The sequence below is a fragment of the Candidatus Legionella polyplacis genome, from assembly GCF_037013735.1.
In the GTDB taxonomy this organism is placed as follows: Bacteria; Pseudomonadota; Gammaproteobacteria; order Legionellales; family Legionellaceae; genus Legionella_E; species Legionella_E polyplacis_A.
Genome location: NZ_CP135136.1, coordinates 285,650 through 304,361, shown reverse-complemented (window position 1 = coordinate 304,361; position 18,712 = coordinate 285,650). Strand labels below are relative to the sequence as shown.

Below are 18,712 nucleotides of genomic sequence, written 5' to 3'. Positions count from 1 at the left end.
TGTTGAATAAAAAATTAAATTTATATATTTATTTTAAATTCCATTTTTTTACTTAATTGATTTAATAATTGTTTATTTGGTTTTTTTATATTTAAATTTTTAATATTATGGGGTAAATTAATATTTTTTTGTATAGTAATTAGTTTTTTATATATAGGGAGATATTTTATAGATTTTTGTAGGTAATATCCGATTTTCCCTTTAATAGAATGAGAGTTTTTAATTATATTTTCTAATGTGTTATAAGTTTTAATCCATTTTACAGCTGTTTTTGGACCACATTGAAATATTCCAGGTATATTATCTGATTGATCTCCGATTAAAGATAAATAATCTATAAATTGAGTTGGTCTAATACTGAATTTTTTTAAAATTTTATTTTCATCAATAATTTCATTATTTTTTGTGTTAATGATCGTGGTTGTTTTATTAACTAGTTGTAGCATATCTTTGTCTGTTGTTGAAATAATTACTGGAATATTATTTTTTTCATATTGGTTTGCAATTGTTCCTATTATATCGTCTGCTTCTATTCCTTTAATAAATAAAGTATGAATGCCCATGGCATTTAATATTTTTATTAGAGGTATGAATTGACAGATTAATTGGCTTGGGGTTTTATTTCTATTTTTTTTATATTGAGGATAAAGTTTATGCCTGAAAGTTTTTTCTTTACAATCAAATATAATAGCCATTTTTTCTGGAGAGAAAACTTTTAATATTTGTTTGATCATTTTTATCACTCCATATATAGCATTAGTTGGGAAATTTGTAGAAGTTTTTAATATTGGTATAGCATGGAATGCACGAAAAAGATAAGAAGATCCATCTATTAGTATTAAAGGTTTCATTATTTCTATTTTTGAATTTAAATATTTTTAAAAATATTAAGTTTATTTTTTAATATTTTAGCGTTATAAAACATGTAATTTTATTACACATAATTTTAATAATTATTTAAATACTTTTCTAAAGTTTGTTAGTAATTTATGAAAAATATTTACTGTAAATAAAGTTTAATCGTAAGTTTGTATTTTTAAAATATAAATTATATAACATCTAAAATGTTATCTTAAATAGTTTTATGAATTTTTATTCTGATAAAATTTAAATTAAAAAATATTTTTTTAAAAATTGTAATACTTGAAAAATTTCATTATATGCTATTGTAATAGCTAATTTAATTAAATTAATATTTTTAATTGATTATTTATAGGTTTTATTTTAAATAAAAAATGATTATTATAATAAGTAAAATGTATGTTATTTTTATTTTTTTTAATAGAAAATTTTTTATGTGCAAAATATTTTTTTGATCAGCTTTTTTGGTATTATTTTTTATTTCTTTTTCTTTAATCAGTTGTAAAGTATCATATATTAAATCTGGAATATATGGAACTTTTTTGTTTAATGAGGTTATTTTTTTTTTTATTTTTTTTATGAATGATTTGATTCCTATTTGTTCTTTAATCCATTTTTCTAGTAATGGTTTTAGTGTATTTAAAAAGTTTAGTTCTGGATATAATTGTCTTATTAACCCTTCTATTGAAAATAGGGTTTTTTGTAGCAGAATCAGTTGAGGTAATATTTTTATTTTAAATGCATTAGCTATTTCTAAAATATGTAATAAAATTTCTGAAATTTTAATATCTTTTATGGTTTTTTTAAAAATTGGTTCAAATATGATTCTAATGGAATTTTCTAATTCTTCTTGAGAGGTTTCAATGGGAATCCATCCAGATTCTATGTGTAATCGAACAATTTTTTGATAATCTTTATTTATAAAGGCATGTAAATTTTCAATAAGATATGTTTTATCATGATCATTTATTGTTCCTATGATTCCAAAATCAATGAGAACATATTTTGGTTCATGATTTTTAGAATATAATGTAGAAATAAATATATTTCCAGGATGCATGTCTGCATGAAAAAAACAATCTCTAAAGATTTGAGTAAAGAAAATTTTTAATCCTATTTTAGCTATTTTTTTTAGATCTATTTTATTGTTTATCAATTTATCAATATTTGAAATTGGAATTCCATATATACGTTCCATTACTAAAATATTTTCTTTAGTATAATCCCAAAAAATTTTTGGAATATAAAGATAATTAGAGTTTTTAAAATTTTGTTTTAATTTACTAGCATTTGCTGCTTCATATTTTAAATTAAGTTCATATGAAAAATTTTTTTTAATTGAATCGATAATTTCTTTTAAATTTAACCATTTTATTTTTTTATAAAAAAAATTGAATATCTTTATGGTGTTAAAGATAATATTTATATCTTGTTCTATAATTTTTTTGATGTTTGGTCGTAAAATTTTTACAGCAACTTCTTTTCCATTTTTTAGTTTAGCAATGTGAACTTGTGCTATAGATGCTGATGCGATTGGGTTTATATTAAATTTAGAAAAAATTTTATGTACAGGTTGTTTAAATGAAGTTTCTATTATAGAAAGTGCATGTTCTCCTGGAAATGGAGGTACTTTATCTTGAAGTTTATATAGTTCTGTGATAATGTCTTGAGGAAAAATATCTGATCTCATGGAGAGAATTTGTCCTAATTTAATAAAGACAGGACCCAATGTTTCTAGAGCTTTTCTTATAGATTTTCCTCGATTGATTGGTTTTTTTTTGAACCATATCCATGGATTTAAATAAATAATAAATTTAAAAGAAGAAAAAAAGTTTAGTGATAAAATTATTTGATCTAAGTTGTTTTTTAAAATTATTTTGTATATATATATTATTCTAATAAGTTGCTTTATTTTATTCATATTTATATAATTATATTGTAAATTGTGTATGTTATAAATTTATATATAGAATTTACTGAAATAAATATTGGTAATATACATTCATTGTTAATAATAGTTAATTTTATTATATTTAAATTTTTTATTTATTTTTTAATTTTATTTTCTGATTTATTTTTTTGTAGTTTTTTTTATTTATAAGTATTTAATATTTATAAGCTGTATGTAGAGATACAATACCATAATGTAAATCATAATATGAACAATTTTGAAATCCTGATTTTTCAATCATAAATTTTAATTCTTTTTGCGAAGGATGCATTTGAATGGATTCTACTAAGTATTTATAGCTATTTTCGTCTTTGGCAAATATTTTTCCTAGTTTTGGTATTATATGAATTGAATACCAATTATATAATTTTTTAATTAATATAGGTTTTGGATGTGAAAATTCTAAAATTAATATTTTTCCTCCTGGTTTACAAATGTTAAACATCGATCTCAATGTTTTTTCTTGGTTAGTTATATTTCTTAGTCCGAAACTAATTATGATGCAATCGAAGCTGTTTTTATGAAATGGTAAAGATTGAGCATTTGCTTGGATAAAAAAAGTGTTTTTAATTATGCCTAAATCTAGTAGTTTGTTTCTTGATATTTTAAGCATTTCATAATTTAAATCTACGAGAAAGAACTTTCCTATTCCTTTTATTTTTTTTTTCAATAAAATTGTTATATCTCCTGTACCACTGGCTAAATCTAGTATTATTTGTCCAGGTTTTACTTGGCTATTTTTAACTGTAAATTTTTTCCATTTATAATGTAATCCTAAAGACATAATGTTGTTCATTAAATCATATTTTTTTGATATTCTTGTAAAGATATTCATTATTTTTTTTTCTTTTTCTTTTAGATTTATTAATCTATATCCAAAATGTGTTTTATTGTATATTTTTTTCATTAAAGTATTTTTATTTTATTTTGGGTTGTAGAGTTTTATATTTATTAGATTTTTATTGGAATATGTTTTATATAAAAAATTTTTTTATAAAAATTTAATATATCTTTCTCCATTTGCATCTTTAATAATTTTATTTTTAATTGGAATTATGTTATTTAATATTTTTAATCCTAATGATCGTAATTTAATAATAGATTTTTTTGGATGATATAAAGTGTATTTTAATATTTCTGTTGTACATATAGCTTTCCATACATGTTTTTTTCTTTTGCAATTATATAGTTGTAAAGCTTTTTTTGAGTTTAGATTATTATTAAATTTTTTTAAACAGTTAATCCAAACTAATATATCATATATTCCTATGTTAAATCCCATTCCAGTTATTGGATGAATTGTATGAGCTGCATCTCCTAATAATATCCATTTATTTCCAGAATATTGCTTTGTGTTATGTATTTTTATTGGAAATATGTGTCGTTTACTTTTTAATATTATTTTTCCAAGTTTATTATTTAATATTGTTTGTAGTTTAGAAGTAAATTCTTGTTCTTTAAAACACATCATTTTTTTTGATATATTACAAGGCAAAGACCATATTATAGATGATATTTTTTTGTTTTTTAATGGTAAAATAGCTAATGATTCGTTAATACTAGTTTTTTGATAGGCTATATAATGATGAGGTTTTTCTGTAAGGATAATAGCAGTGATAGCATTTTGTTTGTATGGCCAAGATATTGTAGGAATTTTTAATATTTTTTTTGCAATAGATTTTTTTCCATCTGTAATTAGTAATAATTTTCCAATCCATGTATTTTTTTGATTGCTTACATTGATTCCGGTATTAGTATCTATAATACTGTTTATAGTGTTTATTGAAAAAAAAAAGATATTTTGTAATTGATGGGCTTTTTTTAGTAAGGTAATTCTTATATTATAATCGGAAATTATATATCCTAGTTGAGGTAATTGTATTGTTTTAGAGTCAAATGTAATGGAAGATTTTCCTATGGAATCATATAGATATATTTTTTTAAATGGATTTTTCTTTAATGCGTTCCATATACCGATATGTTTTAAAAATTTTTTTGATGTGGAAGTAATAGTATAAATTTTTGGGGTTTTAATGATGGATTTTTTTGGAATAGCATTTTTTTCGATAATTGCAATAGAAAAATTGTTTTTTGCTAGGGCAATAGCTGATATTAATCCTATTAATCCTCCTCCTATAATAATGATATCGAATTTTTTTTTTATGTATCATTTAAAATGATTAAATACTTTAAGTTTTAATTGTATAAATTGGTATTGTAACCTAATGTATAATGTATTAAAATTTTTTTTAAAAATTTTATATTGTTTATTGCTAAAAAACCTAAACTTCTTAAAAAATTTGTTTTATGAGATTTATTTTTAAAAATTTTTGTTATGATTTTGGTGATATTAATGGTAATTTTATGATCTTTTTCACGATTGTTTTGATATGAAATAAGCATTTTTGGTGTTATTTTATGTTGAATTATGTATTTTATTAGTATATTTATATCACGCAATCCTAAATTAAATCCTTGTGCTCCAATGGGATGTAAAGTATTTGCAGCATTTCCAATAAATATTATTGGCCATAGAGTTACTTTTGGCATAGCAGATTGATATAGTTGATGTAATAAACGTTTTTTGCTTATACATATAAATTTTCCTAACTTGTATCCAAAATGTTTTTGTAAATATTTTAAAAAAAATTTTTTATTTGTATTCAAAAGCCATTGAGCTTTTTTAGTTGGTAATATCCAAATAATAGTTATTTGAGATGGATTAATTGGAAGTACAGCTAAAGATTCAGAATATTTAAAATATTTATATGCTGTGTATGAATAATTTTTTTTTATAGTTATATTTGCTGTAATAGCTTTTTGTTTATGAATTTTTTCTATTTTATTTTCTGATCCAATCATTTTTCTTACAGATGATGTGGTTCCGTCTGATGCAACAATTAATTGAAAGTTAATATATGTTTTTATTTTAGAATCTATATTGTAAATAGTTGCAGTTCTTTTAAGAGTATTTATGTCTTTAAGTATTGAAGAACATAATATAAAATTTTTATCTATTATTTTATATAAAATTTTATTTATTGTATTAGCCTCTATAATATATCCAACGGGTTTATTTGTTTTTCTTTCTATGCAAATTTTTCCGAAATGTTGATATGCTGAAATGTATATTTTATAAATTGGAGTTGATTTTTTTTGTAAAAAATTCCAAATTTTTAGTTTTTTTAGAATATAAATACTATTCAAAGACAAAAAGATGTTTTTTGAATAATAGTTTGTAGAAGATTTTTTATTGCTTATAGAATTTTTTTCTATCAATAATACTTTATAGCCATTGTTTTTTAATGTTAAAGCTAGTATCATCCCTATAATTCCACTTCCAATGATAAGAATATCAGTTTCTATTATCATTTTGATAAAATTGAATAATTATTTTTTAATATATATTTTATATAAGTTTTTTATATTTATTTATTAATTTAGTAAATATATTTTACTTATATTTTTTTATATATTATTTATTTATATTTGTAAATAATTACATTATTTGTTTTTTAAATTTATATAATTTTTGTATTTATTGTTATTTTTATTAAAGTAATATAATGATTGTTTTTATGGAAATATAGGTATTCAATTCAAATTGATTTCAATAAAATAATATTACTATGTATATAGTTTTTTAAATAAATTTTGTTTTTAATGTTAATTAAATTAAAATTATGTTGTATAAATATTTTATTTAAAAGATTTTTATATTTTTGTTTTAGTGTTAGATTTATTAATTCACAAGTTTGAAAAGTTTAAAAATAATGCTAATAGTTTATTGATTATTTAAAATTTAGTTTTAATATTTAGATTTGATCTATATTAGGTTTAGGTAGTGAAACTTTTTTAGTTTAGCAAAAAGAATAGTAGTTTTGATGTTTTGTGTTGTTTTAATGGAATAGAAAAATATTTATAGGATAGAATTTTTAAATTGATTTTTCAATTAGTTTTGTTACATTGTTATATATAAATAAATATTTTAGGTGTATGTTAAATATTATTTATTTTTTTAGTAGACATTAAATGGTTTTGTAATATATATTTTTTAGAGATTTATATATTGATTAAAATATATAACATTGAGAAATTAAGTGTTCATTATCAATATATAAATTGATTATAAATTTTAAGATGTTTGTGATTAAAAATCATATTTTTATATGTATAAAATTTAAATGTATTTTTTTTTATGAATAAAGTTATATGTTTTATAATAATTAAGTATTGAAAAATATATTTTTTTGAGTTTAAAATAAAGGGTTTTATTCCTGTAAAGGTTAATTTTAATTATTACTATATAATAGTATGATATAATATATAATGTAATGTTAAGTATAAAGTATTTGAAGTAAAATAATAATATATTAATAGGTTTATTAATTATAAATTTATAATTTATGGTATTTTTTCCCGGTAGCTCAGTTGGTAGAGCGGATGACTGTTAATCATTAGGTCGCAGGTTCGAAGCCTGCCCGGGGAGCATTAATTATTTTTTTTTAGAGGATTGATGAGAAGATATAGTGGTAGTATATTTATTGTGGAAGTTATTTTTTTATGTAATTTTTTGTTTTTAAAAACTGAATCAATATAGGGATTATACAAATTATTATGATTCCAATTATAAGAATTGATTTATAGTATATTCTTTTAGAAAGATAAATATTTTTAGGTGGTATAAAACTATATATTAATGTAATTAATTCTCCGATGCTCCCTAATAGGACTGTAATTGTTAATCCAGTAATACCTCCTGGAATTTGAAAATGTGAAGATTTTTTTGGTGAGGTATTTATTATACGTAATTTAACTACTGTAATGATCATGAATAAATACATTAGCATGTAAAGTTGTGTTGTTATGGTATTTAGTATCCAATAAGAATTATTTATGTTTGGTATAAATAGAAATAATGTTGATATTAGACTGACAATAATTCCTTGTATAATTAATATTATTACAGGTGATCCATTGGAGTTTATTTTTGTTAAGAAATTTGGAAGGTTTTTATCTTTAGCAGCGAATAGTAATCCTTTAGTAGGTACTATAATCCAATTGTTAACACTTCCAAGACATCCTATAGATAATAATATTCCTATGGTTTGAACAATGAATAGATGATCTAAATGATATTTTTTTAAAAAAATATTAAAAATTTGCATAATACCTTTTATTAAATCGATATTTTTTTTGGGCAAAATTATTGCAATAGACAAAGATCCTAGTATGAAAATAATAAGTAAAATTGATATGGAATAAGATAATACTCGTATAAAGTTATATTGAGGGTTATAAATATTATTTACATATGCTGTTGCTATTTCAATTCCACAAAATGACATTATAACAGATGTTAGTGATGACCACATATTTTGATCGAACCAATTAATATTAATATTTTTTATTTTTAATGAAATTTGTATAGGGTTTTTTAATATAATCCATAAAAATCCTACGGATATTATTAACAATATAGGTGTAAATAATCCTAATATAGTACATATATTGTTAAATAATGATGATACATAAATACCATTAAGGTTGATTATGGTTACTAACCAAAAGGAAATTAAGATTGTTGCCCATATAAAATATGGGTTATTAGCTTTTAAAGGAAATATCGAGTATATTATTGTTCCAGATATAAAAGATAATATTGTTGGATACCAAATGATATTTTCTATCCATTGTATCCAAATTATTAAAAATGCTATTTTTTTTCCTAATGCTTTTTTTATTTGATAATAAATATTATTTTCTTTTTTATTAATTTTCGAAGACAATTCTGCTGTTATTAATGCCATTGGAATTAAGAAAAATATAGTTCCTAATATAAAAAATATTATAATTTTATTGCCAAATAAAGCAGTGATTGATAAATTTCTAATGCTACCTATAGAATTTACAATAATCATTGTAAAACTAAAATTATTAAGTAAATATTGCTTATTTTTCATTGTTTTTAAAAAAAAAATGTTATCTACTTTGTAGATAAAATTTTATAAATAGTTTTTTTTTAAAATTGATTTTTATGAACGAATTTTTATCAAAAGTATAGTATTATTTTATGTTTTTAAAGTTTTTGATTCCATTTAAAATTGTTTGGATGGCCGAATCTTTATTTTTCCAGTTTCCTATTGTTACCCATTTATTTTCTTCCAAATCTTTGTAATGTTGAAAAAAATGTTTTAAAGATGATAATAAGTTTTCTGGAAGATCTTTGTAAGATTTAATGTTTTTATAATATTTAGTAATTTTTGTTATAGGTACTGTTAAGATTTTTATATCTATTCCTTTTTCATCATTCATTTCAAGTAATCCTATTGGCCTGCAGGTGATTACTGAACAACTAACTAATGGTATCGGAGTAATTACTAATGCATCAATTGGATCTCCATCTTCTGATAATGTGTTTGGTATATATCCATAGTTACTTGGATAGCACATAGAGGTAGATAGAAATCTATCTACAAATAAAGTTTCTGTTTTTTTATCTATTTCATATTTTATTGGTTTACTATACATAGGAATTTCAATAATGACATTGATTTCGTTAGGTATTTTATTTCCTATATTTATATTTGTTAAATTCATTTTATTTTTTATTTTATATAATTTTAGTATTCTTATTAATTTATTTTAGATTAGATATTTATTTATAACTTTATAAATAAAATTTTTTTTATATTTTACAATATATATTTATATAAATACTATTATTTTGATAAAAATTTTAATTTTATTTAAAATAAGAATTAATATATTTTAAAATATTTAAATATTTTATAATATTAAATATATTTTAAGAAATTTAATAGAAATTAAGAATTAATAGTTATAAGAGTTTTATCTTTTTATAGGAAAGTAATTGTGCAATTTAGATATTTAAGATATTTTGTTCGTGAATTAGATTTTTTATTAAGAATATTATTTCCATTATATGTTCCAAGATCTATTGTTAGAGATAATCCATCATATAATGTTAATGATTGTTTATTTCTTAATATAAAAGATATTAAATATATTATTGGTTTAATAAGAATAGATCATACTGGTGAAATATGTGCTCAAGCACTTTATAGGAGTCAATTATTTTTTATAAGAAATTTTGGAATAAGAAAGAAATATATAAAGATTGGAATAGAAGAAATAGATCATTTATTTTGGTGCAAACAACGTTTAACAGAGTTAGGAGGAAGTGTTAGTAAGTTGAATTTGTTTTTTTATATATGTTCGTTTATTATAGGTTTATTTATTAGTTTATTTGGTGAAAATATAAGTCTGGGTTTTATTTCTGAATCTGAAAGGCAAGTAGTGAATCATTTAAAAAGTCATTTAAATAAAATACCTATTCAAGATAAAAAAACTAGAATTATTTTGAAAAAAATGATAAAAGATGAATATAGTCATTATAATTTTGCTAAAAATTATGGTGGAATGATATTTCCTTTCTTTTTAAGAAAAGTAATGAAATATTTATCTAAGGTGATGATTTTTTCTAGTTATTATATTTAATTTATAAAACAAAATATGTTTAAAATATATTTATATATTTCAAAATTTATTTGATTTTTTTTATAGATTTTTGTTTATCATTTTGTGATAATTCATATTTTATTATAGAATTTTAAGAAATTATATTTTTTATAGGTAGTATATTTTAGTATATTTATTTTTAAATTTTAATGGAAACAATATACAAAAATATATAAAATTATCCAAATAATATCAACGAAATGCCAATATAATGATGATAGTTTTAAGCTTAAATTTGAATAATTATTTTTTTTAGAAAAAAATTTGTTTGTGTTTATGTTGTATATAAAAATAATAGTTAATATTATTATACCTATAAGTACGTGTATTCCATGAAATCCTGTCAATATATAAAATATTGATCCGTAGATTCCTGAATTTAAAGTTAAATAAATTTTTTTATATGCATGTTCATATTCTATATATTGAAGTATAATAAATATTATTCCAAATAATATAGTTATTAATATGTTTATATTAAAATAAAGTATTTTTTTGGCTTTTAAGTTTTTTTCTGATAGATAAATAGTTATTCCTGACATTGATAAAATGATAGTGTTTATTAGTGCGATACCATGAGGTTTTATATATTGTGTTGGACCATAAAATAAATAGTTATTTGGATTAATGATTAATGGCCATTGTGATTTAAATTTTGGCCATATAAGAATATGTGTTGTTGCTGGATGGATAATTCCTCCTAATATTGGTATAGACCAATTTTTAATAAAAAATAAAGAAAATAGTAATGTACAAAAAAAACAAGTTTCAGAAAAAATAATCCATTTTATACATATTGTATAAGATTTATTAACTTGTGATGTATAAAATTTGTTTTCTTTATTGATGTAAATGATCCATTGTGTTATAGAGATTAGCATAATGATACTTCCAGATAAGCAATAGTATTGCGAATATATTTTTTTATGAAAAAACAAGGCAAAAGATATTAGTATAGTTGTTATTCCGATTGCTATTGATATTGGAAGTAAAGTAGGTTTTGGAATGTAATAACTATTTTTTATAATGTTTTTCATTGTTCGTATTTTATAGGATAAAGTTTATATTTTATAAAAAGTGTAGCTTAGAATTATATTTTTAATATTTTTTGGTATGTTTATGTCAATGTAAAATATTAATGTCATTTCTGTGGTTTGATTTGGATTTAATGTTTGTTTTGTAAAGCAAAAGCATTTTATTTTTTTAAAAAATTGTTTTGAGTTGATTGGTATAATATTTGGTATAGCTCTAATATAAATTATTTTTTTGCTATTATTTTCTGCATAAAAAATTATTTTAGTTTTTTGACCAGAATATATTGTGATTTTTGGTATTTTAGGATAGAACCTCCATGGTAGACTGCTATCATAATTTGTAATAAATTCTATCGTTATTTTCTTTCTGAGAAAGATTTCATTATTTTTTTGATAGAAATTGTTTGATAATAGGTTTTTTTTGTTATTTTTTAAAGCTTTACAAAATTTGTTGTATATTGGGATTAATGTAAATCCGAATCCAAACATTAATATCTCTATAAGTATTAATATAATTAATATTTTTTTATTTTTTGTTCTCATGTTTATATTTGAAAAAAAATATTTTTTCTAATTAATTTTTGGTGGTGTTTTGAAGCTATGATAAGGTGGAGGGGATGATAAAGTCCATTCTAGTCCTTTTGCTCCATCCCATACTATATTATTGACTTTTTTAGATTTATTTTTGTAATTAAAAATAGTCTGTAATATATTTATTAAAAATATTATTTGGGATATTCCAAATATAAATGCTCCTATTGATGAGATCATATTAAAATTAGTGAATTGTATAGAGTAATCTGATACTCTTCTAGGCATCCCAGCTAATCCTAAAAAGTGCATTGGAAAAAAAAGAATGTTTACTGAAATTACTGATAACCAAAAATGCCATTTACCTAATTTTTCATTGTACTTATATCCACTCCATTTTGGAATCCAATAATATATTCCTGAGAATAATGCAAAGATAACTCCTGGTACTAATGTATAATGAAAATGAGCTACAATAAAGTAGGTATCTTGATATTGATAATCGGATGGAACTAAAGAAGACATTATTCCAGTGAATCCTCCAATCATGAATAGTAATATAAAGGATATTGCAAATAACATAGGAGTTTCAAATGTAATAGATCCTTTGTACATTGTACTAATCCAATTAAAAATTTTTATTCCAGTAGGTATGGCTATTAACATTGTTGTGTACATAAAAAATAGTTCGGCGTTTATAGAAATACCTGCTGTGAACATATGATGTGCCCATACAATGAATGATAAAAATGCAATAACAACTATTGCATAAACCATGGATTTGTATCCAAATAATGGTTTTCTACTAAATGTGGGAATAACCTCAGATATTACACCAAAAGCTGGTAATACTAGTACATAGACTTCTGGGTGACCAAAAAACCAAAAAATATGTTGAAAAAGTATTGGATCGCCACCACCTGATGCTTCGAAAAAACTTGTTCCTAAATGACGATCAGCTAACATCATAGTTATTGCAGCTGCTAATACTGGTATAATAGCTAGCAATAAAAAGGATGTAATGAACCAAGTCCAGACAAACATAGGCATTTTCATATATTTCATTCCTGGAGCTCTTAAATTTATAATTGTTGTTACAATATTGATTGCTCCTAATATAGATGATATACCTATAATATGAATAGAGAATATCATATAATCAGTACTTGGAGGTGCATATTTAGTAGATAATGGTGCATACATTGTCCATCCAAAGTTAGGGCCACCTCCTTTTTGAAATATAGTAGATATTAGCATAATAAAGGCAAATGGTAATAACCAAAAACTAAGGTTATTTAATCTTGGAAAAGCCATGTCTGGAGCTCCGATCATCATTGGGATTTGCCAGTTTGCTAAACCTGTGAATGCTGGCATAACGACTCCGAATACCATAATTAGTCCATGCATAGTAGTCATTTGATTAAAGAAGTTTGAATTTATGAATTGTTGCCCTGGTTGAAATAACTCTAATCTAATGATTAAAGCCATGAATCCACCTATAAAGAGATTTATTATGGAGAAGTATAAATATAAGCTTCCTATGTTTTTGTGGTTAGTTGTAGAAGACCATTTTTTTATAAAGTTAAAAATTTTTTTAATAGTTTTTGTTGAAAATAATTTATATTTTTTTATGTCATGATGTTTGTTCATATATATTTTTTAAAAAAAAGTATTATGTTTGATCTATAAGTTTATCAATATTGTGATATGTTTTCTTATAGTAATTTACTAATGTTTGGTATTGTTTTTTATATTTTCTATGTCTTGTTCTTGTATATCTTCATTTGTATTATTACCCCAAGCGTTTCTTTCATATGTAACTATAGCTGCAATATCAGAACTTGTTAATTGGTCTTTAAAGGATTGCATAGCTGTACCTGGTATTCCATATAATATGATATTAATATGTCTAGATATAGGACGTCCTGTTGTTATTGAGCTATTTTTTAATGCTGGATATATAGGTGGTAATCCTTCTCCATTTATTTGATGGCATGGAGAGCATGTTTGTTCATATTTTTCTTTACCTATTTTCATTAATGTTATATGTGTAAGCTTTATAAATTTTTTTAAGTTTTTTTTATGTTCATAGTTTTTATTTTTTTTATTTAGTTTTTTGTTTTTATTAATCCATTTTTGAAAATCTGATTGGTTTATTGCTTTAATTACTATTGGCATATAAGAGTGATTAATCCCGCATAGTTCAGCGCATTGCCCCCTATATACACCAATGTTTCTTATTATTGTCCAAGCTTCGTTTATATATCCTGGTATAGCATCTTGTTTAATTCCTAATTCTGGAATCCACCATGAGTGTATAACATCGTTAGAAGTTATTAAAAATCGTATTTTTTTGTTGATTGGAAGTATAAGTGGTTTATCTACTTCTAATAAGTACCAAATGTTTTTCTTTTTTTCATTGTGAATTTGATTATATGGAGTAGATAGTGAACTGAAAAAATTAATTCCTTTATTGAGATATTCATATTGCCATTTCCATTGATATCCTGTAATTTTAATTGTGATATATGGATTGTCATCGGTGTTTTCCATGTATTGTAATGTCTTTGTGGCAGGTATTGCTAGGCCTATTAAAATAATGAATGGAATAATAATCCATATTATTTCTAACAATGTATTTTTATGAAAATTACTTGCTTTGTGATTTTTATGTTTTCTGTGTTTTATAAGTGTATAAGTTACTATGGTAAATATAAATAATCCTATTATTGTACATATTATTAATGCAATCATATGTAGATTATATATAGCTTTGCTTACAGGAGTTACCCCTTGATGCATATTAATTTGCCAATTATTAGGTTGAATTATAATTTTGTTAATCATAAATATTTTGTAAAATTAATGATTTTAAAATTTTTATTTTTATTATACATATTTATATATAGGGATTATATAGATATATTATCATAAAGAATAATATTATTATTCATGATTTATTTTATAGGTAAATTGTGTTTTTTACAGATTTTTTCTTAGTCTTTAATAATTGTATAATACTTATATTACAAAATGTATTTTGTTGTATTATTAAATACAGTAAATACTGTATTTAATAATAAATTTTTTTTAAAAAGTTTTATTTTATATTTTATATGTTATTTTTAGTAGTTGTTTTCATTGCATATTTGATATGTTTTATTGTTTTTTATAAGAATTTTATATTTTTAGTTAGATTGTTTTATTTTTTATTAATTATATTTCTCCATTGGGAGATATTTAAAGAGTTATTTAATATGTAATTAACTGCATTGATAATATCTGTTTTAGAGCAATTTAAACAATTTCCTTTAATTGGCATGCTATTGTATCCATAAATAGTATGTTTATATAGTGTTTTAAAATTGGAATATTTAATTCGCATAAACCAATTTTCTGCATCAAAAATTGTTGGAGCACCCATTTCTCCGTTATAATGACACATTATACAACTGTTTTTATATATAATCTTTCCTATTGAAGAATTAGATTGTTTTTTATTTTTATGATTAATCCATGTTGGATTAATACTATTTATATTTTTTAAATATGTTGCAATAGATATTTTGTCTTTTTTTGTAAGATAAATAAGGCTGTTATGATTAACTTCTGCCATTGGACCTGTTATTGGGCTGTTTTGACCTAATAATTTATTTTTATTAAAAATATCTATAATATCGTTTATGTGAAAATATGATAGTCCATCTTTTGTAATATTAGGTGCCCAATGTCCATTAATGAATGCACCTGAAAGGAAAAAATTTTTCTTTGGTGCTCCAAATATATTTATTGGAGTATGACACATTCCACAATGTCCGAGACTGTTGACAATATATTCTCCTCTTTTCCAATAAAAATTTTGTTTTTTATTAGGAAAAAAGTTTTCTTCATTTTTTGATTTGTTGAAAAATAGAAAATTCCATCCATGTATTATATATCTAAAACCTGGTAAGTTAAATGGAAATGATAATGGTTTATTTTTTTGTTTTATTGGAGGTATATGCATAAAATATACATATAGTGCATGCAAATCATTATTTGTAATTTTGGAGAAATAAGTATATGGAAATACGGGAAAATAATTTTTTCCATTTGGGCTTTTTCCGTTTTTCATAGCGTTAATGAAATCTTTTTCACTCCAGTTTCCTATTCCAGTTTTTTTATCTGGTGTTATATTAGGAGTATAAAAATTTCCGAATGGAGTTGAAATTTTTAATCCTCCAGAAAAAGGATGATTTTTTGTATTTGTATGACATGAAATACAATCGGCTATTTTAGCTATGTATTCTCCTTTTTGTATAAGTAATTTATCTTTTATATTATATGTATGCAATATAGGATATTGAATTCTATCTTTATCATTGTAGTAGTTTTGGTTAATATGTAATATTTTTTTATTTTTTGTATAATTATTATGAGTGTTGATACTTATTTTTTTTTTTTTATATGAGGTGCATGTGTTCTTACTTTTCATGCAATAAATATTGTTATTATTGTTTGTTTTATTATTATTCGGAATAATTTGTGTTTTAGTAGATGTTGTTATGGTTAACAATATTAGTGATATTAATATCGTGTGCTTTATTATATATAACATTAATATTTAGAGTATATTAAAATAATTTTTTATAAATATTTTTTTAAAATTAAAGATTTTACTTTTTTATTAGACTGTTAATAATTAAATTATATTTATAATAATAGTTTTTTTTAAAGAAAACAATTAATTATCGTTTAGCGATAAAAAAAATTGTTTAATTCATTTGCAATAGTTTTTATTTTAAGTAATGTTGTTTGTTGTATTATTCAATGATAAAAATAAATTATGTAATTTATTTATTATGGTTTAGGTTGTTTTTGTTAGTTGGGTTATAGTTAAGTACTTTATTTATAACATAAATATATTATAAAAATAATTTTTTCAAATTTTTTATTTTAGATTATGGGAAAACTGAATGAAGATATATCTTGTGGGTGGAGCTGTAAGAGATAGATTGCTTGGATATCCAGTTAAAGAACGGGATTGGGTTGTTGTTGGAGCAACTAAAGAATTATTAAAGCAAAAAGGTTACAGATGTATTGGAAAGAGTTTTCCTGTGTTTTTACATCCAATAACTAGTGAAGAATATGCTTTAGCGAGAACAGAATATAAGTATGCTCCTGGTTATTATGGTTTTAAATGTGATTTTAATCCTAATATTACTTTAGAAGAAGATTTAAAACGTCGAGATCTTACTATTAATGCTATGGCTATAGATTCACACGGTGTATTGATTGATCCGTATAATGGAATAAGTGATTTAAGAAAAAAAATTTTAAGACATGTGTCTTCTGCATTTATAGAAGATCCGATACGTGTTTTGCGTATTGCTAGATTTAAAGCTCGTTATCATCATTTAGGATTTAAAATTGCTAATGAAACAGAAAGTTTGATGTATAAAATAGTGAAACTTGGTGAGTTGAAATATATAACTATTGAGCGTATTTGGCAAGAATGGAATAGAAGTTTATCTGAAAAAAATCCAGAAATTTTTATTGAAGTTTTAAGATCTTGTGGAGCATTAGAAATTATTTTTCCTGAAATTAATAGATTATTTGGAGTTCCTAATGTTAGCAAATTTCATCCAGAAATAGATAGTGGAGTTCATGCTTTGATGGCTTTACGCAATTCTGTAAATTTGACTTATGATCCTATAGTACGTTTTGCAGTATTTTTATGTCATTTAGAAAAATCTATAATCAATATGAAATATTGGCCTATTCATTTTTTTTATAATCAGGATAGGTCTAATGTTATTTATAATTTTTGTAATAGATTAAAAGTTCCTTTAATTTATCGAAAATTAGCTATTATGAGTGCTCGTTTTTTTCAAAGTATTTATATGGCATGGAATTTAAATCCAGAAACTTTGATTAAAATTTTAGAGATAAATAATGCTTTTCGTAATCCAGATTTATTTATTAAATGTTTGTTAGTATGTAAAATAGATTTTTGTAGTTGTAATACTTATATAGGTAATTATTATATACAGTATAGTTTTTGGAAGATTTTATTGGAAAAGTGTGCTAGTATTAATTCTAAGTTTTTTATAGAAATGGGATACAAAAAAAAAGATATTAGAGAAGAAATGCATAAAAAACGTGTGAAATATGCAAAGTATATTTGTGTTTATTGGAAAAAAAAAGTATTTTATGAAAAATAATAATAATTTAATTTGGATAGATTTAGAAATGACAGGACTTATACCTGATAGAGATAAAATAATTGAAATTGCTACAATTATTACAGATGTTAATTTAAATATTATATCGGAAGGTCCTGATTTAGTTATTTATCAGGAGAAATTTATTTTGGATAATATGGATATTTGGAATACCAATCAGCATAAGAGTTCTGGTTTGTTTTCTAGGGTTTTAGATTCTAAAATTTCTGAAAATGAGGCGGAGTTACAAACTATAAATTTTTTAAAAAATTATATAGATAAAGGAAAATCTCCTATGTGCGGGAATACGGTGTGTCAAGATAGAAGATTTTTATATAAATATATGCCAAATCTTTTTTCTTATTTTCATTATAGAAATCTTGATGTTAGTACATTAAGAGAATTAGTGAAACGTTGGAATCCAAAATTATTAAATGGATTTGTAAAAGAATCTAGACATTTAGCTTTAAATGATATTAGAGATTCGATTTTGGAACTTATTTATTATCGTGAAACTTTTATTAAAGTAGATTTGTTATCATAAATTAATTATACTATGTATAGTAAAATTATTGTAATTAGTTTGAATT

16 protein-coding genes and 1 tRNA gene are annotated in these 18,712 nt (G+C 22.1%); 5 read left to right on the top strand and 12 right to left on the bottom strand.

The genetic code is table 11. The features are described from left to right. Positions 1-20: 20 nt before the first annotated feature. The 4 genes from RQL38_RS01530 to RQL38_RS01515 form a co-directional block, all read right to left on the bottom strand. On the bottom strand, positions 21-851 hold the full coding sequence (locus RQL38_RS01530) for a 5'-3' exonuclease (protein ID WP_338521277.1): 831 nt from the start codon (positions 849-851) through the stop codon (positions 21-23). A gap of 368 nt (positions 852-1,219) precedes the next feature. Next, a complete protein-coding gene (gene ubiB / locus RQL38_RS01525; protein ID WP_338521276.1) occupies positions 1,220-2,782 on the bottom strand; it encodes a 2-polyprenylphenol 6-hydroxylase in 1,563 nt (520 codons plus the stop codon). Positions 2,783-2,966: 184 nt separating this feature from the next. Next, positions 2,967-3,719 carry a bifunctional demethylmenaquinone methyltransferase/2-methoxy-6-polyprenyl-1,4-benzoquinol methylase UbiE gene (gene ubiE / locus RQL38_RS01520; RefSeq protein WP_338521275.1) on the bottom strand — a complete coding sequence of 251 codons (753 nt, stop codon included), beginning with the start codon at positions 3,717-3,719 and terminating at the stop codon, positions 2,967-2,969. A gap of 84 nt (positions 3,720-3,803) precedes the next feature. After that, positions 3,804-4,916 (bottom strand): FAD-dependent monooxygenase, encoded by a 1,113-nt coding sequence (locus RQL38_RS01515; protein WP_338521998.1) that lies wholly within the window; start codon positions 4,914-4,916, stop codon positions 3,804-3,806. Here RQL38_RS01515 and RQL38_RS01510 point away from each other — a divergent pair. Beyond that, complete coding sequence (locus RQL38_RS01510; RefSeq protein WP_338521274.1) at positions 4,846-4,992, top strand: hypothetical protein; 147 nt, start codon at positions 4,846-4,848, stop codon at positions 4,990-4,992. The genes RQL38_RS01515 and RQL38_RS01510 overlap by 71 nt on opposite strands. A 16-nt stretch (positions 4,993-5,008) precedes the next feature. Here RQL38_RS01510 and RQL38_RS01505 read toward each other — a convergent pair whose 3' ends face one another. Then, positions 5,009-6,184 carry an FAD-dependent oxidoreductase gene (locus tag RQL38_RS01505; protein WP_338521273.1) on the bottom strand — a complete coding sequence of 392 codons (1,176 nt, stop codon included), beginning with the start codon at positions 6,182-6,184 and terminating at the stop codon, positions 5,009-5,011. 1,044 nt (positions 6,185-7,228) lie between these two features. On the opposite strand from RQL38_RS01505, the gene RQL38_RS01500 reads away from it, so the two are divergent. Next, positions 7,229-7,301 (top strand) — tRNA-Asn (locus RQL38_RS01500). A gap of 64 nt (positions 7,302-7,365) precedes the next feature. Here the strand turns inward: RQL38_RS01500 and RQL38_RS01495 are convergent. Further along, positions 7,366-8,775, bottom strand: coding sequence for an APC family permease (locus RQL38_RS01495; RefSeq protein WP_338521272.1), 1,410 nt, complete (start codon positions 8,773-8,775; stop codon positions 7,366-7,368). Positions 8,776-8,878: 103 nt separating this feature from the next. Beyond that, the gene (gene ppa, locus RQL38_RS01490; RefSeq protein WP_338521271.1) at positions 8,879-9,412 is read right to left on the bottom strand and encodes an inorganic diphosphatase; all 534 of its coding nucleotides are present in this window, start codon (positions 9,410-9,412) and stop codon (positions 8,879-8,881) included. Between the two features lie 276 nt (positions 9,413-9,688). On the opposite strand from ppa, the gene coq7 reads away from it, so the two are divergent. Further along, complete coding sequence (gene coq7 / locus RQL38_RS01485; RefSeq protein WP_338521270.1) at positions 9,689-10,333, top strand: 2-polyprenyl-3-methyl-6-methoxy-1,4-benzoquinone monooxygenase; 645 nt, start codon at positions 9,689-9,691, stop codon at positions 10,331-10,333. A gap of 167 nt (positions 10,334-10,500) precedes the next feature. Here coq7 and RQL38_RS01480 read toward each other — a convergent pair whose 3' ends face one another. From RQL38_RS01480 to RQL38_RS01460, 5 genes are all read right to left on the bottom strand, one after another. After that, positions 10,501-11,391: a cytochrome c oxidase subunit 3 gene (locus RQL38_RS01480; RefSeq protein ID WP_338521269.1), complete on the bottom strand. Its 891-nt coding sequence runs from the start codon at positions 11,389-11,391 to the stop codon at positions 10,501-10,503. Between the two features lie 24 nt (positions 11,392-11,415). Then, entirely contained in the window at positions 11,416-11,931 is a 516-nt protein-coding gene (locus RQL38_RS01475; protein WP_338521268.1) for a cytochrome c oxidase assembly protein, read from the bottom strand. 27 nt (positions 11,932-11,958) lie between these two features. Further along, on the bottom strand, positions 11,959-13,569 hold the full coding sequence (gene ctaD, locus RQL38_RS01470) for a cytochrome c oxidase subunit I (protein ID WP_338521267.1): 1,611 nt from the start codon (positions 13,567-13,569) through the stop codon (positions 11,959-11,961). Positions 13,570-13,647: 78 nt separating this feature from the next. Further along, positions 13,648-14,766, bottom strand: coding sequence for a cytochrome c oxidase subunit II (gene coxB, locus RQL38_RS01465; RefSeq protein WP_338521266.1), 1,119 nt, complete (start codon positions 14,764-14,766; stop codon positions 13,648-13,650). 355 nt (positions 14,767-15,121) lie between these two features. Then, positions 15,122-16,516, bottom strand: a complete 1,395-nt coding sequence (locus RQL38_RS01460; RefSeq protein WP_338521265.1) for a c-type cytochrome — start codon at positions 16,514-16,516, stop codon at positions 15,122-15,124. 358 nt (positions 16,517-16,874) lie between these two features. Here RQL38_RS01460 and RQL38_RS01455 point away from each other — a divergent pair, with 358 nt between their 5' ends. Together RQL38_RS01455 and orn are read left to right on the top strand one after the other, a co-directional pair. Continuing rightward, positions 16,875-18,122: a multifunctional CCA addition/repair protein gene (locus tag RQL38_RS01455; protein ID WP_338521264.1), complete on the top strand. Its 1,248-nt coding sequence runs from the start codon at positions 16,875-16,877 to the stop codon at positions 18,120-18,122. Next, on the top strand, positions 18,112-18,666 hold the full coding sequence (orn, locus tag RQL38_RS01450) for an oligoribonuclease (RefSeq protein WP_338521263.1): 555 nt from the start codon (positions 18,112-18,114) through the stop codon (positions 18,664-18,666). The genes RQL38_RS01455 and orn overlap by 11 nt, the downstream gene beginning before the upstream one ends. The last annotated feature ends 46 nt before the right edge of the window (positions 18,667-18,712 follow it).

Excerpts from the sequence above, each read along its gene's own strand:
- RQL38_RS01495 (WP_338521272.1), bottom strand. The coding sequence starts at position 8,775 with ATGAAAAATAAGCAATATTTACTTAATAATTTTAGTTTTACAATGATT.
- ubiB (WP_338521276.1), bottom strand. The coding sequence starts at position 2,782 with ATGAATAAAATAAAGCAACTTATTAGAATAATATATATATACAAAATA.
- RQL38_RS01510 (WP_338521274.1), top strand. The coding sequence starts at position 4,846 with ATGATGGATTTTTTTGGAATAGCATTTTTTTCGATAATTGCAATAGAA.
- RQL38_RS01480 (WP_338521269.1), bottom strand. The coding sequence starts at position 11,391 with ATGAAAAACATTATAAAAAATAGTTATTACATTCCAAAACCTACTTTA.
- coxB (WP_338521266.1), bottom strand. The coding sequence starts at position 14,766 with ATGATTAACAAAATTATAATTCAACCTAATAATTGGCAAATTAATATG.
- RQL38_RS01475 (WP_338521268.1), bottom strand. The coding sequence starts at position 11,931 with ATGAGAACAAAAAATAAAAAAATATTAATTATATTAATACTTATAGAG.
- RQL38_RS01505 (WP_338521273.1), bottom strand. The coding sequence starts at position 6,184 with ATGATAATAGAAACTGATATTCTTATCATTGGAAGTGGAATTATAGGG.
- ctaD (WP_338521267.1), bottom strand. The coding sequence starts at position 13,569 with ATGAACAAACATCATGACATAAAAAAATATAAATTATTTTCAACAAAA.
- RQL38_RS01530 (WP_338521277.1), bottom strand. The coding sequence starts at position 851 with ATGAAACCTTTAATACTAATAGATGGATCTTCTTATCTTTTTCGTGCA.
- RQL38_RS01460 (WP_338521265.1), bottom strand. The coding sequence starts at position 16,516 with ATGTTATATATAATAAAGCACACGATATTAATATCACTAATATTGTTA.
- ubiE (WP_338521275.1), bottom strand. The coding sequence starts at position 3,719 with ATGAAAAAAATATACAATAAAACACATTTTGGATATAGATTAATAAAT.
- ppa (WP_338521271.1), bottom strand. The coding sequence starts at position 9,412 with ATGAATTTAACAAATATAAATATAGGAAATAAAATACCTAACGAAATC.
- orn (WP_338521263.1), top strand. The coding sequence starts at position 18,112 with ATGAAAAATAATAATAATTTAATTTGGATAGATTTAGAAATGACAGGA.
- RQL38_RS01455 (WP_338521264.1), top strand. The coding sequence starts at position 16,875 with ATGAAGATATATCTTGTGGGTGGAGCTGTAAGAGATAGATTGCTTGGA.